Consider the following 14,463-nt stretch of genomic DNA (forward strand, 5'->3'; position numbering starts at 1 on the left):
GAAAATGTTATACTATCTTTTTAGATTTCTCGAACAATATGGCATCAGTGGGTCACGCATTTGGGGCTATATCTCTTTCCGGGCACTGCTTGCTTTGATTCTCTCTTTGGTCATTTCAGCATGGGCCGGAGAGAAGTTTATCAAGTTCTTAAAGCGTAAACAAATCACAGAAACACAGCGCGACGCCTCTATAGACCCCTTTGGTGTCAAGAAGATTGGCGTTCCTTCGATGGGTGGAGTCATTATCATTCTCTCCATTCTTGTGCCTGTTCTGCTCCTTGGCCGACTGCGAAACGTCTATCTCATCCTGATGATTATTACTACCGTATGGTTGGGATTTCTTGGTGGAATGGATGATTATATCAAGATTTTCCGCCGTGACAAAGAGGGATTGAAAGGCAAATACAAGATTGTCGGGCAAATAGGTATCGGGCTTATCGTGGGACTTGTGTTGTGGATGTCGCCCGATGTAAAGATGAATGAGAATATAGCCATTGCCCGTCAAGGCCAGGAAATGGTCGTCAAGCACCGTGCCAAAGCCCACAAATCCTTGAAAACGACAATCCCGTTCGTTAAAGGTCACAACCTCAGTTACAGCAATCTGATGAGCTTCTGCGGTAAACATAAGGTTGCAGCAGGCTGGATTCTCTTCGTCATCATGACCATTTTGGTGGTAACGGCAGTGAGTAACGGAGCCAATCTCAATGATGGAATGGACGGCATGTGTGCCGGAAACTCGGCCATTATAGGCGTAGCCATCGGCATTCTGGCCTATGTGAGCAGCCATATACAGTTTGCAGCCTACCTCAACATCATGTATATCCCCCAAAGCGAAGAGCTTGTGGTCTTCATGTGTGCCTTTATCGGTGCGCTGATTGGCTTCCTTTGGTATAATGCCTACCCTGCCCAAGTGTTCATGGGCGACACGGGATCACTGACCATCGGAGGTATCATTGCCGTGAGTGCCATTATCATTCACAAGGAGTTATTGCTTCCCATACTCTGTGGTATCTTCTTTGTTGAGAGTCTGAGTGTCATCATTCAAGTCTACTACTACAAGCTTGGTAAGCGCCGCGGCATGAAGCAACGCGTCTTCAAACGCACGCCGATACATGATAACTTCCGCGTCACCGACGACCAACTTGACCCTGACTGCAAATATCTTCTCAAGAGTCCGCGTAGTCCGAAGCATGAAGCAAAGATAACCATACGCTTCTGGATTATCACGATTATCCTTGCAGCATTAACCATTATCACATTAAAAATAAGATAAAATGAGCCGAATCGTTATATTGGGAGCCGGAGAAAGTGGTGCCGGTGCAGCCGTATTAGCCAAGAAGAAGGGTTTCGACGTGTTCGTTTCTGACATGTCTCTGATCAAGGACAAATACAAAAACCTGCTCAACACCCATGGCATTGCATGGGAAGAAGGCCACCATACAGAAGAGAAAATACTGGATGCCGACGAGATTATCAAGAGTCCCGGCATCCCCAAGGAGGCCCCGATGATACAGAAACTCATGGCCCAGGGTACGCATATCATCAGCGAAATCGAGTTTGCGGGACGCTACACGCATTCCAAAATGGTGTGTATCACGGGCAGTAATGGCAAGACCACGACCACTTCACTCATTTATCATATCTTCAAATCAGCAGGCTACGATGTAGGCTTGGCAGGCAACATCGGCAAGAGTCTGGCGCTCCAAGTGGCTGAAGATCCGCATGAATACTACGTCATTGAACTGAGTAGCTTCCAGTTGGACAATATGTATGACTTCCGTGCCAACATCGCTATTCTGCTCAATATCACGCCCGATCATTTGGATCGCTACGACTTTAAGTTTGAGAACTATGCCGATGCGAAGATGAGAATCATTCAAAATCAAACGCCGGAAGACAGTTTCATCTACTGGAATGACGACCCGGTGATTAAGAAAGAGCTTGAGAAGTTTGAAATCAAAGCTTATGCTTGTCCGTTCTCTGAACTCAAAGAGAAAGGCTCTATCGGCTACATCGAGGCGGGAACCTACAAACTTGAATATCCCACTCCGTTCAACATGGAGCAGGAAGCACTCTCACTGACAGGCAAACACAACATCTACAACAGTCTTGCAGCAGGTCTTGCAAGTAACATTGCCGGCATCAAAAAGGAAATCATCCGCAAGAGTCTGAGCGATTTCCCGGGGGTAGAACATCGCTTGGAAAAGGTGTGCAAGGTTGGCGGAGTGCAGTATATCAACGACTCAAAAGCCACGAATGTCGATGCCTGCTGGTATGCCTTGGAGAGCATGAAGACGCCGACTGTGCTCATCTTAGGAGGCAAAGACAAGGGCAACGACTACACACCAATCAAAGAACTCGTGAAGAAGAAATGCCGTGGACTTGTATATCTCGGTGCAGATAACAGGAAACTGCATGACAACTTCGATGCTCTCGGCCTTCCGGTAAAGGATACACACAGTATGAAAGACTGTGTTGAGGCCTGTCATGAAATGGCGAAATCGGGTGACACGGTGCTTTTGAGTCCCTGTTGTGCCAGCTTCGACCTGTTTCATAACATGGAAGAACGGGGCAATATGTTTAAGGATTTGGTGAGAAAACTATAGGGTTCGGCCCATGAGAGACACACTAACTCTCTCGAAGGGGGAACCTCTCCCAGCCCCTCCCAAGGAGGGGAGAACGAGCTTGCAAGGGCTAATGAAGCATTAAGAAAAACCTCCCCCAACCCCTCTCAAGGAGGGGGAGAACGAGCTTGCAAAGGCTAATGAGGTATTAGGAAGAACCTCCCCCAGCCCCTCCCAAGGAGGGGAGAACGAGCTTGCAAGGGCTAATGAAGCATTAGGAAGAACCTCCCCCAGCCCCTCCCAAGGAGGGGAGAACGAACTTGCAAGGGCTAATGAAGCATTAAGAAAAACCTCCCCCAGCCCCTCCCAAGGAGGGGAGAACGAGCTTGCAAGGGCTAATGAAGCATTAGGAAGAACCTCCCCCAGCCCCTCCCAAGGAGGGGAGAGCGGGCTAAGAGAATTTAATTATGCATTATGAATTGTGCATTATGAATTACAGAAACTGCATTATGAATTATAAAAAGGCGTTAATCAGCTTGCAACTTGCGTCAAGTCAGACGCTGAAATGCGTCAGATGAGGCGGTAAGATGCGTCATATTGCGAGGTGAAATGACGCAAATTGAAACGCGGGATGTAATGCATTGAAGGTCAGGTTGTTATGAGTGTGGTCTGCAGAAAACAGGAAACAGACATTAACTCATTATAAACCATGCCTATAGAAGATTGAAAAAATAAAATAACGCTTGGCAGAACATGCGGGCTTTCAAAGCCGACAGTCCCCTGCAATCGAGCTTCCAAACGCTTACTTTCCTCCTTGGGGAAACAGAAAGTCACTGTTCATTGAGCCAGAGAAATAGGGAAAGCAAAGATTGAAGTGGGTGTTTAATATTGTAAATCATGAACAAAAAGACGCTTAGTAATATTTTCAAGGGCGACAAGGTCATCTGGATGATCTTCTTTTTCCTTTGTATCATCAGTGTCGTTGAGGTTTTTTCAGCCTCTTCCGGACTTACCTATAAAAGTGGAAGCTACATGTCTCCATTGGTCAAGCACCTTGGAATTCTGATGATGGGTATATTCTGTATGGTCATCACTCTGAACATCAAGTGCAAGTATTTCAAGATACTTACGCCCTTCATGCTGATTATTTCGTTTTTCACTTTGATTTGGGTTTTCATCGCGGGACAGTCAACCAACGGCGCACAACGCTGGGTAAGCCTCATCGGAATACAGTTCCAACCCTCGGAAATTGCCAAGGGAACGCTCGTGTTGGCTACCGCACAGATACTCAGTGCACTGCAAACCGACCATGGAGCAGACAAGAATGCGTTCAAGTTTATCCTCATTGTGTGTGCCTTCATCGTGCCACTTATCGGTTTGGAAAACCTCTCCACGGCCGCTTTGCTGTGTCTTGTCATCCTGCTGATGATGGTCATCGGGCGTGTCCCCATGCGTCAGTTAGGTAAGCTGTTGGGCGTAACCTTGGCTTTCATTCTGGCTGTTTTCGCAGGTGTAATGCTCTTAGGAACAGACAGAGGAAATGTCAATTCCAACAAGAAGATGACCGAACAGGTGGAACAGGGAAAGAAAGAAGAAGGAATGTTGGCTAAAGTGTTCCACCGTGCCGACACGTGGAAATCGCGCATTGATAAGTTCACATCGTCCGAAGAAGTGGCCCCTTCAGAGGTCGATCTTGACAAGGATGCGCAGGTAGCTCATGCCAACATAGCCATCGCTTCATCGAATGTGGTGGGCAAAGGCCCTGGAAACAGCGTCGAACGTGACTTCCTTTCGCAGGCTTTCTCCGATTTCATCTATGCCATTATCATTGAGGAATTAGGCGTAGAAGGTGCTGTTGGCGTTGCCGTGCTCTACATTATGCTGCTCTTCCGCACAGGACGCATCGCCAGTCGGTGCGAGAACAACTTCCCCGCCTTGCTTGCCATGGGACTCGCTTTGTTGCTTGTGACGCAGGCACTATTCAACATGTGTGTGGCCGTTGGACTTGCACCGGTCACCGGACAGCCGCTTCCGCTTGTCAGCAAGGGTGGGACTTCGACGATGATCAACTGCATTTATGTCGGCGTAATCCTGAGCGTGAGTCGCTCGGCAAAGAAGAAAGGCGAACCCGAACAGGGCAAGGTGAAATCAGTAGTGAATGAAGTAAAACTTGCTTGAGCGTTGACAAGGCAGAGAAAGGCACTTTTCAAGGAACGAAAAAAGAGTGTAAAATGCTGTAAAACTAATTTTTTTGATTACTTTTGCAATATCATAGTAATTCGTAAGAAATGGATAAGGAATTGAGAATCATCATCAGTGGTGGCGGTACGGGAGGCCATATCTTCCCGGCTGTATCCATAGCTAACGCTATCAAGGCAAAGCATCCAAATGCAAAGATCCTTTTCGTTGGTGCATTAGGACGCATGGAAATGCAGCGTGTTCCTGCTGCCGGATATGAGATTAAGGGCCTTCCCATCTGTGGATTCGACCGTAAACATCTGCTGAAAAACATCGTCGTGCTCTTCAAAATATGGAAGAGTGAGCGCATGGCACGTAAGATTGTGAGCCAATTCAAGCCTATGGCAGCCGTCGGTGTAGGCGGATATGCAAGTGGCCCGACGCTTAATGTCTGCGCAAAAAGGGGAATCCCCTGCCTCATTCAAGAGCAGAACTCCTATGCCGGCGTTACGAATAAACTCCTTTCCAAGAAAGCTGAGAAGATATGTGTGGCCTATGAAGGCATGGAACGCTTCTTCCCGGCCGACAAAATCATTATGACCGGTAACCCCGTTCGACAGAACGTGCTCGACTCGAAGCTGTCTGTTGAAGAGGCACGTGAGTCTTTCGGACTCAATCCTAACATGAAGACAATTCTCCTTGTGGGGGGAAGTTTGGGTGCACGGACTATCAACGAGAGCATGTTGCAGCATCTTGATCTCGTCGGACAGAGTGATGTGCAGTTCATTTGGCAGACAGGTAAGGTGTATTATGAAGCCATTAAGGAGCGGTTGCAGAATGAAGAACTGCCCAACCTGAAAGCGACTGACTTCATCAGTGATATGGGGGCGGCTTACAAGGCGGCCGATTTGGTCATCAGTCGTGCCGGTGCAAGCAGCATCAGTGAGTTCTGTCTGATTGGCAAACCGGTGATACTCGTGCCCTCACCCAATGTGGCCGAAGACCATCAAACGAAGAATGCCATGGCATTGGTCAACAGGAATGCGGCTGTCTATGTCAAGGACAGCGAGGCCGTCGACGTGCTTTTGAAGACGGCACTCCATACGGTCGGCGATGCCAAGAAATTGGAATCATTGAAAGAAAACATATTAAAATTAGGATTAAAGAACTCTGCCGACGTCATTGCCGACGAGGTTATAAAGTTAGCTATAAAGTAAATGGAACTGAAAGATATTAAAGCTGTATATTTCATTGGGGCCGGAGGTATCGGCATGAGTGCTATTGCAAGATACTTCATTCATCGTGGGCAAGTCGTTGCGGGCTATGACAAAACACCGTCAGACCTTACTCATCAGCTTGAAAAAGAAGGGATGTTGATCCACTATGAAGAAGATATTGACGAGATTCCCCATGCCTGCAAGAACCCCAAGTCGACGCTTGTTGTCTACACACCGGCCATTCCAGCCACGCATAAAGAGCTGGAATTCTTCCGTGAGGGAGGTTTCGAAATCCAGAAACGTGCCCAGGTTTTGGGGACATTGACACGCAGTCATAAGGGCCTTTGCTTTGCAGGGACACATGGAAAGACTACGACTTCTACAATGTGTGCACACATCATGCACCAGAGTCACATGGACTGTAATGCCTTCTTGGGCGGCATATCAAAGAACTACGGCACGAACTATATCCTTTCAGACAGCAGTGATTACGTGGTCATTGAGGCCGATGAGTTTGACAGAAGCTTTCATTGGCTGCGTCCATGGATGAGCGTTATCACCTCTACTGACCCCGATCATCTCGACATCTACGGTACAAAAGAAGCCTATCTTGAAAGCTTCCGTCACTACACTGAACTCATTCAGCCGGGTGGTGCACTGATCATTCACCGTGATTTGGAAATGAAACAGCATGTACAGGAGGGCGTTAAGGTGTATGACTACAGCCGTGAAGCGGGTGATTTCCATGCAGAAAACATTGTAATTGACAACGGAGAGATTAGCTTTGACTTTGTTTCTCCGATTGAAAATGTCAAGAATATCAAACTCGGACAGCCCGTACCTATCAACATTGAGAATGCTGTTGCGGCCATGGCTATGGCACAATTGAATGGTTGTACAGCCGAGGAACTCCGTTACGGCATGCGGACATATGCAGGCGTTGACCGCAGATTTGACTTCAAAATCAAGAATGACAAGCATGTCTTCCTGTCAGATTACGGGCATCATCCCAAGGAAGTACTGCAGAGTGCAAGGAGTCTGAAAGAACTGTTCAAGGGACGAAAGATAACCGTTATATTCCAGCCACACCTTTATACACGTACCCGCGACTTCTATCGTGAGTTTGCCGATGCACTAAGTAACTTTGATGAAGTCGTTCTTACAGAGATATATCCGGCACGTGAAGAGCCGATTGAAGGCGTCACGAGTAAGTTGATATTCGATAATCTCAAGCCGGGTGTGGAGAAAACCATCATCCGAAAGGACGATGTTCTCGACTATGTGAAGAGTCGCGACTTCGATGTTCTCGTGGTTCTCGGTGCAGGAAATCTCGACAACTACGTGCCACAGATTGCAAAAATCATAGACAGTAAGAATTAAGAACCGTTTACCAAATGCACATTAACTGGAAAAAGACCATCATCGTAACGTCAGATATGCTGATAGCAGTATATCTGTTGTTGGCGTTTACGGCCTTTGATAAGCCGGAAGAGACGGCCCGTCTGTGCACGAAAGTAAACATCAACATTCAGGATGAGGCCACAAATGGCTTCATTAATACCCGTGAAATCAAGGCAAGATTAGAGAAAGAGCAACTCTATCCATTAGAGAAACCGATGAAATATGTCAATCTTCGCAAGATGGAAGAGACGCTTAAAGGCAGTCCTTTCGTAAAGACTGCGGAGTGTTACAAGACACAAGCCGGCGATGTTAACATCACATTGACTCAGCGCATGCCTGTTGTGAGGATTAAAGGTGCCAATGGTGACGATTATTATCTTGATGATAACGATTGCATTATGCCTAATTCGCATTACACATCTGATTTGATTATCGCCACAGGTAACATCAACAAATGGTTTGCCACCAATTATATCTCACCGCTGAGCAAGGAGTTGATGAGCAATGAACTATGGTGTAACCAGATAGAACAAATCAATGTGTTGCCTGATCTCGGTATCGAACTGATACCACGTGTGGGAAATCATATCATCTATATAGGGCAGTTGCCTTATTACAAGAATAAGAAGAAGCGTCAGACAGCCGTAGCTGATTTCGTAGACAAGAAGATGGAACGCCTTGAGAAGTTCTATAAATACGGTCTTTCTCAAGCAGGTTGGAACCGTTACAGCTACATCAACCTTGAGTTTGACAATCAGATTATCTGTAAACGAAAGGACGGAAAGCGTGAAGAGAAGGAGGGAGTAGATGAGGCTTTGGCCGTGAGTGACGTCATAGGATCAACTGATCAGAAGCCTGAAAGCGGGCAGAAGACCGAACAATCTGCGGTTTCAGCGCCAACCAAGAAGAAGGCTGAAGCGAAGCAACCGGAGCCAAAGAAATCTGAAACTACGACTGACAAGAAGAATGGCAAGACTGAAAACAAGAAACCTAAGTCCACAGATAAGACAGAGAAAAGTGCTCCGAAGACTAAAGAAAAGAAGAAACAGAAGTTGAATAGATAAAGATATAACGCATGGCAGAATTTATAGTTGCTATAGAACTGGGGTCGACTAAGATCACCGGTATAGCTGGAAAGAAGAACCTTGACGGCAGTATCACCGTGCTTGCTGTTGTCAGAGAAGACTCTACACAGTGCATCCGCAAGGGTGTTGTGTATAATATTGACAAGACGGTGCAGTGTCTTACCAATATTGTTACCAAGCTGAAAACTACGCTCAAGACTGATATTGCCCACGTTTATGTAGGTGTTGGCGGTCAGTCTATCCGCAGTGTGCGCAATGTTATCGTGAAAGATCTCCCCGCAGATACCATTGTTTCGCAAGAAATGGTCAATCAGTTAATGGATGCCAACCGTATGATGAGCTATCCAGACCGTGAGATACTCGAGGCTGCCACACAGGAATACAAGGTCGATCAGCAATATCAACTCGACCCGGTAGGCATTCAATGCAACCGATTGGAAGGCAACTTCCTCAATATTCTGTGGCATCGTACATTCTATCGCAACCTCAATAAATGCTTCGATCTGGCCGGGATAGCCATTGCCGAGATGTATCTTGCACCGATGGTGCTGGCAGACAGCGTGCTGAGTGAAGCCGAGAAACGGTCAGGTTGCGTGCTTGTTGACTTGGGAGCAGAGACTACAACGGTGTCCGTCTACTACAAAAACATCCTTCGCCACTTGGCAGTCATCCCACTTGGAGGCAATAACATCACGAAAGATATTGCTTCCCTGCAGATGGAAGAGACCGATGCAGAGAAGATGAAGATTAAATATGCCAGTGCTTACACCGACAACAGCGACATTGACAACAGCCTGATGCTCTCCATAGATGCCGAGCGTCAGATTGAAAGTCGCAAGTTCATAGAAGTTGTTGAGGCGCGTGTTGAAGAGATCATTGAGAATGTTTGGTTTCAAGTTCCTGCCGAATATGCCAACAATCTGTTGGGAGGTATCATCCTCACGGGTGGCGGATCAAACCTCAAAAACATTGAAACAGCATTCCGCAATCACACGCATATAGAGAAGATACGCACTGCAAAGTTCGTTTCACAAACCATTAATGCTACCAACGAAAGCATCAATGCACACGATGGAACAATGAATACTGTTCTCGCTATTCTGGCAAAAGGCGACATGAACTGTGCGGGATCAGAGATTAAAAGCGACCTCTTTGCCAGCGCACCCGATGCCAAAACCACGACAACGACAGTTGACTTGCATCAGAAACCACGTACACTGAACGAGACAACCGGTAGCGGAGTGGTACGCACAGAGGTTGAGAAACAGAAAGCAGAAGAGGAAGAAAGACGCCGCAAGGAGGCCGAAATGGAAGCTGAACTCGAGGCACAACGCGAGGAAGAAGCGCGTATTGCCAAGGAAAAGAAAGAGAACAGTACCTCTCATAAGATTTTCAAAGAACTCAAGAGTTTCTTTGGAAAGATGATCTCCGAAGACGAATAATCGCATAAACACATAGTTCTGACAATTAAATAAAGACGATATGGCTGATAATATCAATAAATCATCAATCTTGGATTTCGGTGAACCTGAGAAAGTTGACAGCATCATTAAGGTGATAGGTGTCGGCGGTGGAGGTGGCAATGCCGTTAATCATATGTATCGTGAAGGTATTCATGATGTCACATTTGTACTCTGCAACACCGACAATCAGGCGCTCAACGACTCGCCGGTTCCCGTGCACCTGCAACTTGGAAAGGAAGGACTTGGCGCAGGAAACAAGCCTGCCAAGGCTCGTCAGGCAGCTGAAGAAACCATTGATGACATTAAGCATATGCTCAGTGACGGCACGAAAATGGCTTTCATCACAGCCGGAATGGGTGGTGGAACAGGTACGGGAGCAGCTCCTGTCATAGCCCGTGTATCCAAGGAATTGGGCATTCTGACAGTTGGTATCGTGACAATTCCCTTCCGTTTTGAGGGAGATCGCAAGATAGATCAGGCGCTCGACGGCGTTGAAGAAATGTCAAAGCACGTTGATGCCCTATTGGTAATCAACAACGAACGCCTGCGGGAGATTTATCCCGACCTTACAGTTCTCGATGCATTCGGCAAGGCCGACGATACATTGAGCATTGCAGCGAAGAGCATTGCAGAGATAATCACCAACCATGGACTTATCAATCTCGACTTCAACGATGTCAAGACAGTGCTTAAAGACGGCGGAGTGGCCATTATGAGCACAGGTTATGGCGAAGGCGAAGGCCGTGTGAAGAAGGCTATCGACGATGCACTGAACTCGCCATTGCTGAACGACAACGACATCTTCAACTCCAAGAAGATTTTGTTGAGCATTAATTTCTGCAATGAAAAGAACGACAATTCGGGCCTCATGATGGAGGAAATGAACGATGTCAACGACTTCATGGCGAAGTTTGGAAGCGACTTTGAAATCAAATGGGGTATTGCCATAGACCCTGAATTGGGTAAACGGGTCAAGGTTACTATCCTTGCAACGGGCTTCGGTATTGAGGATGTAGACGGCATGGACGGGCATCTGAAGAAGCATACGCAGGAGGAAGCCGACCGCATCGCACAGGAAGAGGAACGCCGTGCAGAGCGGGATGAACGCCGAGGCCACTATTATGGCAGCATAGGAAAGAACAATCAGTATAAGCGCAGGCCTCATATCTTCCTGTTCCGACCTGAAGATCTCGACAACGAAGACGTCATTCTTGCAGTTGAAAACACTCCAACTTACAAGCGTACTCGCCAGATGTTGGAGGAAATTCGCAATTTAGCATCAGGTACGCACGTAGCCAAGAACGATGAAAAGGGCGGAGACGAACCTGTACAATCGGTCATCAGTTTTGCATAAAGCATGCTGTTCAGAAGCCAGCTTCCTCCTTATGAAAAAATGTAGGAGTTGACCTTACGAACGCATTTATAAGCAACAAACCAACGATTGATAAGTTCTTGATTTACAAGCACATTCAAGATGGTTTCTAATATGGGTCACTTTACGTGGTAAAGTGACCCATATTGCGTTGTAAAGTGACTGAGATTACACGCTGATATGACGCATATTGCAGACTTACTTGCATGCTTTGAAGTAAGCGCTGAAATGATTTACCACTGTTTTCTCTCCTTTCAGCCAGTCTGTCTGCTATCTTCATGAAGACGTGTAAAAGTCTGCACAACTGATGAAAGATGACAGGATAGACACCCGGCGAAGTCAGAAAACAGTGGTAAAGCAAAAGAACAATATATAAAAAGCTATTCAGGTGCCCAATGATGAGCACCTGCTTACCTGCTTGTTATTTGCAAGGGCACTCGCCGAATTCGTTGTCAGCAACGCTCGGAAGAACGCAGAAATAAAGCAATACCAAGCCACCGAACGGAACAAGGTTAATGAACCAATAGACACTTGGCTTGCCAACATCGTGCAATCTCCTTATCTGGGCACAGATACTTGCAGGAACACAAGCTAAGGTTGCAAGCAAAAATAAACCACCAACGAGTAAAAACAAACCACCAACAATGCCAAGTCCGCTATCGGATTGAAATGCCGCGCTTAAGCTCATGATGACTATTCCAACAAAATACAAGCAGAACTGGAACAGCACGAAATACCAATACTCACTTCTTGAAGCTCTCCCGTCTAATTTAAATGACTTGGAAAGGCATGTTTTTACAGCTTCTGTAATTTCCATAATTAATAATTTTAAAAGTTAAGAAAATTCTAATATCGTTGTTATTACATGTTTTTCATCACGGCTATAGCCACAAAATGACAAGATATAAGGCGTATATCGTCGCCCGTAAGCACATGTTTCACACACGTATATCCGATTTGTTCTGCCACAAAGATAGATAAAATATCTTACATTCAAAGGCTTTTTGTATAGGAAAATAACCCAAAAGGAACAAAAACATGAACTTTGTTACATTCCGACCAAACCAAAATGGGGGAGTGCACTGCAAATAACTGTGAAACAACTTCTATCTATAGGAACTGCAATAAACAAAAAAGGAATCACTTTCGTAATTCCTTTTCGTGCGCTTCAAGATGGGCTTGAACCAACGACCCCCTGATTAACAGTCAGGTGCTCTAACCAACTGAGCTATTGAAGCATGATGCAAACAGCATTACTGAATTGCGTTTGCAAAGGTAAGATATTCTTTTTTAAACGCCAAACATTTTCGAGAAAAAAATCATTTCACGCCTCTTTTTATCAAATTTAGCCTTTACAATGGTGGTTATTACATCCATATATATTACTTTTGTACGTATTATGAGAAAGTTGTTGATATATATTTTTGCGCTGCTCTCACTACCGGTTGCCGCGCAAAGTGATAAAGACCATAACTTCACCGTGGCCAAGAACCTCGAAGTGTTCAATGCCATTTACAAGAACCTTGACCTGCTTTATGTCGACAAACTGCCTGCCGACACGGTTATCGGCAATGCTGTTGATGCTATGCTTGAGTCGCTCGACCCCTACACGGAGTACTATCCGCAGGCCAAGGGCAAAGACCTCAAGATGCTGATGACAGGAAAATATGCCGGTGTTGGTGCGTTGATACGCTACAGTCCGAAGTATAAGAATGTCTTCATTGATGAGCCTTATGAGAACATGCCGGCTGCAAATGCAGGCCTACGTAAAGGTGATTTAATCCTCTCCATAGATGATCTTTCGATGGAAGGAAAGACGACTCAGTTTGTCAGTGACCATCTTCGGGGAGATGCCGGCACGACATTCATGATTAAAATTCGCCGTCCGTCGACAGGTAAAATCATGAAACTGAAGATTACGCGTGGCGCTATCAAGATGCCTGCTGTGCCTTATTATGGACTGCTTGACAACGGCATCGGATATATCAATCTCAATCAATTCACCGAGGATTGCTCTAAGGATTTCCGCCGCGCTTTTGTTGAAATGAAGAAAAACGGCATGCATAAACTCATCGTTGACCTGCGTAATAACGGTGGCGGATTAGAGAGTGAAGCCGTCAATATCGTTAATCTCTTCGTGCCGAAAGACGTGACCATCGTTTCAAACCATGGCAAAGTGAAGCGTCTTGACCGCGACTATAAGACGACCGCCGAACCTATCGACACCGTCATTCCTATCGTTGTGCTGGTCAACAACAACACTGCAAGCTCCAGTGAGATTACAGCCGGTGCGCTACAAGACCTTGACCGCGCCGTCATTATGGGCACACGTACCTATGGGAAAGGCCTCGTACAGACCACGGTTGACCTGCCCTACAACGGCAAGATGAAGCTCACCACGCACAAATATTACATTCCAAGCGGTCGCTGTATTCAGGCTATCAACTACCGACATGACCGTGGTGGCAGCACAGAACATGTGCCCGACTCGCTCAGTAAGGTGTTCCACACCCTGCATGGCCGTGAGGTTCGCGATGGCGGTGGCATCAAACCCGACCTTGAAATAGCACCCGACACGGCCTCAAACATCCAGACCTATCTCATGTCGGTTATCGATTCCACGGAGACTGTGCTTGATTACATCGTCAGCTATGTAGCAAAACACCCGACGATAGCAAACCCTTCGGCATTTGAACTCACCGATGATGACTATGAAGCCTTTAAGCAACACGTGCTCAAAAGCGGTTTCAAATACGACGGTGTGAGTGAGAATATATTGAAAGAACTTGTGAAAACAGCGAAATTCGAGGGCTATTATAACGATGCAAAGCCAGAGTTTGACGCCATTGAAAACAAGTTGAAGCACAACGTAGCCAAGGACCTTGATTACAATCGTGACCGCATCATGCAGGCTTTGGCAAGCACTATTGTCAGCATTTACTATTATCAGCGTGGCACAATCGAGTACACATTGAAGCACGACAAGCAGATTAAAGCGGCTCAAAAACTGCTTGATAATCCTGCGAAATATAAGGAAATCCTTGCTTCTCCCAATCTTATCAAAAGCGGAGAGAACCGCGTCCGCAAGTAGAAAGACCTGACTTATCGGGCTGAAAGCCCTGACACTACAAGCATAAAAGAATGGTTTGCGCAGTCACAACAACAGTGGGCGCAAACCATTTT

Annotated in this window: 10 protein-coding genes and 1 tRNA gene; 9 read left to right on the forward strand and 2 right to left on the reverse strand. The window is 46.3% G+C overall.

From position 1 onward, the window contains the following. Window positions 1-4 precede the first annotated feature (4 nt). The 8 genes from mraY (at window position 5) to ftsZ (ending at window position 11,262) form a co-directional block, all read left to right on the forward strand. Complete coding sequence (mraY, locus tag EL210_RS12700; protein ID WP_004373551.1) at window positions 5-1,273, forward strand: phospho-N-acetylmuramoyl-pentapeptide-transferase; 1,269 nt, start codon at window positions 5-7, stop codon at window positions 1,271-1,273. Window position 1,274: 1 nt separating this feature from the next. Next, a complete protein-coding gene (murD, locus tag EL210_RS12705) occupies window positions 1,275-2,606 on the forward strand; it encodes a UDP-N-acetylmuramoyl-L-alanine--D-glutamate ligase (protein WP_018920550.1) in 1,332 nt (443 codons plus the stop codon). An 855-nt stretch (window positions 2,607-3,461) separates the two neighbouring features. Further along, on the forward strand, window positions 3,462-4,742 hold the full coding sequence (locus tag EL210_RS12710) for an FtsW/RodA/SpoVE family cell cycle protein (protein WP_004378183.1): 1,281 nt from the start codon (window positions 3,462-3,464) through the stop codon (window positions 4,740-4,742). A gap of 110 nt (window positions 4,743-4,852) precedes the next feature. Further along, entirely contained in the window at window positions 4,853-5,959 is a 1,107-nt protein-coding gene (gene murG, locus EL210_RS12715; protein ID WP_004373545.1) for an undecaprenyldiphospho-muramoylpentapeptide beta-N-acetylglucosaminyltransferase, read from the forward strand. Next, window positions 5,960-7,339, forward strand: a complete 1,380-nt coding sequence (gene murC / locus EL210_RS12720; RefSeq protein ID WP_018920549.1) for a UDP-N-acetylmuramate--L-alanine ligase — start codon at window positions 5,960-5,962, stop codon at window positions 7,337-7,339. Between the two features lie 14 nt (window positions 7,340-7,353). Next, the gene (locus tag EL210_RS12725) at window positions 7,354-8,424 is read left to right on the forward strand and encodes a cell division protein FtsQ/DivIB (protein ID WP_018920548.1); all 1,071 of its coding nucleotides are present in this window, start codon (window positions 7,354-7,356) and stop codon (window positions 8,422-8,424) included. Between the two features lie 11 nt (window positions 8,425-8,435). Then, on the forward strand, window positions 8,436-9,887 hold the full coding sequence (ftsA, locus tag EL210_RS12730; protein ID WP_018920547.1) for a cell division protein FtsA: 1,452 nt from the start codon (window positions 8,436-8,438) through the stop codon (window positions 9,885-9,887). Window positions 9,888-9,927: 40 nt separating this feature from the next. Next, window positions 9,928-11,262, forward strand: coding sequence for a cell division protein FtsZ (gene ftsZ / locus EL210_RS12735; RefSeq protein ID WP_018920546.1), 1,335 nt, complete (start codon window positions 9,928-9,930; stop codon window positions 11,260-11,262). A 439-nt stretch (window positions 11,263-11,701) separates the two neighbouring features. Here ftsZ and EL210_RS12740 read toward each other — a convergent pair whose 3' ends face one another. Both EL210_RS12740 and EL210_RS12745 read right to left on the reverse strand, forming a co-directional pair. Further along, window positions 11,702-12,097, reverse strand: a complete 396-nt coding sequence (locus EL210_RS12740; RefSeq protein ID WP_018920545.1) for a DUF805 domain-containing protein — start codon at window positions 12,095-12,097, stop codon at window positions 11,702-11,704. Between the two features lie 347 nt (window positions 12,098-12,444). Continuing rightward, window positions 12,445-12,518, reverse strand: a tRNA-Asn gene (locus EL210_RS12745). Between the two features lie 161 nt (window positions 12,519-12,679). On the opposite strand from EL210_RS12745, the gene EL210_RS12750 reads away from it, so the two are divergent. Next, entirely contained in the window at window positions 12,680-14,371 is a 1,692-nt protein-coding gene (locus EL210_RS12750) for a S41 family peptidase (protein ID WP_018920544.1), read from the forward strand. The last annotated feature ends 92 nt before the right edge of the window (window positions 14,372-14,463 follow it).

Origin of the sequence: Segatella oris (genome assembly GCF_900637655.1) — a bacterium.
Taxonomy (GTDB): Bacteria; Bacteroidota; Bacteroidia; order Bacteroidales; family Bacteroidaceae; genus Prevotella; species Prevotella oris.

Bases quoted from the DNA above. Each gene is read 5' to 3' on its own strand.
- mraY (WP_004373551.1), top strand. From the start codon at position 5: ATGTTATACTATCTTTTTAGATTTCTCGAACAATATGGCATCAGTGGG.
- murD (WP_018920550.1), top strand. From the start codon at position 1,275: ATGAGCCGAATCGTTATATTGGGAGCCGGAGAAAGTGGTGCCGGTGCA.
- EL210_RS12710 (WP_004378183.1), top strand. From the start codon at position 3,462: ATGAACAAAAAGACGCTTAGTAATATTTTCAAGGGCGACAAGGTCATC.
- murG (WP_004373545.1), top strand. From the start codon at position 4,853: ATGGATAAGGAATTGAGAATCATCATCAGTGGTGGCGGTACGGGAGGC.
- murC (WP_018920549.1), top strand. From the start codon at position 5,960: ATGGAACTGAAAGATATTAAAGCTGTATATTTCATTGGGGCCGGAGGT.
- EL210_RS12725 (WP_018920548.1), top strand. From the start codon at position 7,354: ATGCACATTAACTGGAAAAAGACCATCATCGTAACGTCAGATATGCTG.
- ftsA (WP_018920547.1), top strand. From the start codon at position 8,436: ATGGCAGAATTTATAGTTGCTATAGAACTGGGGTCGACTAAGATCACC.
- ftsZ (WP_018920546.1), top strand. From the start codon at position 9,928: ATGGCTGATAATATCAATAAATCATCAATCTTGGATTTCGGTGAACCT.
- EL210_RS12740 (WP_018920545.1), bottom strand. From the start codon at position 12,097: ATGGAAATTACAGAAGCTGTAAAAACATGCCTTTCCAAGTCATTTAAA.
- EL210_RS12750 (WP_018920544.1), top strand. From the start codon at position 12,680: ATGAGAAAGTTGTTGATATATATTTTTGCGCTGCTCTCACTACCGGTT.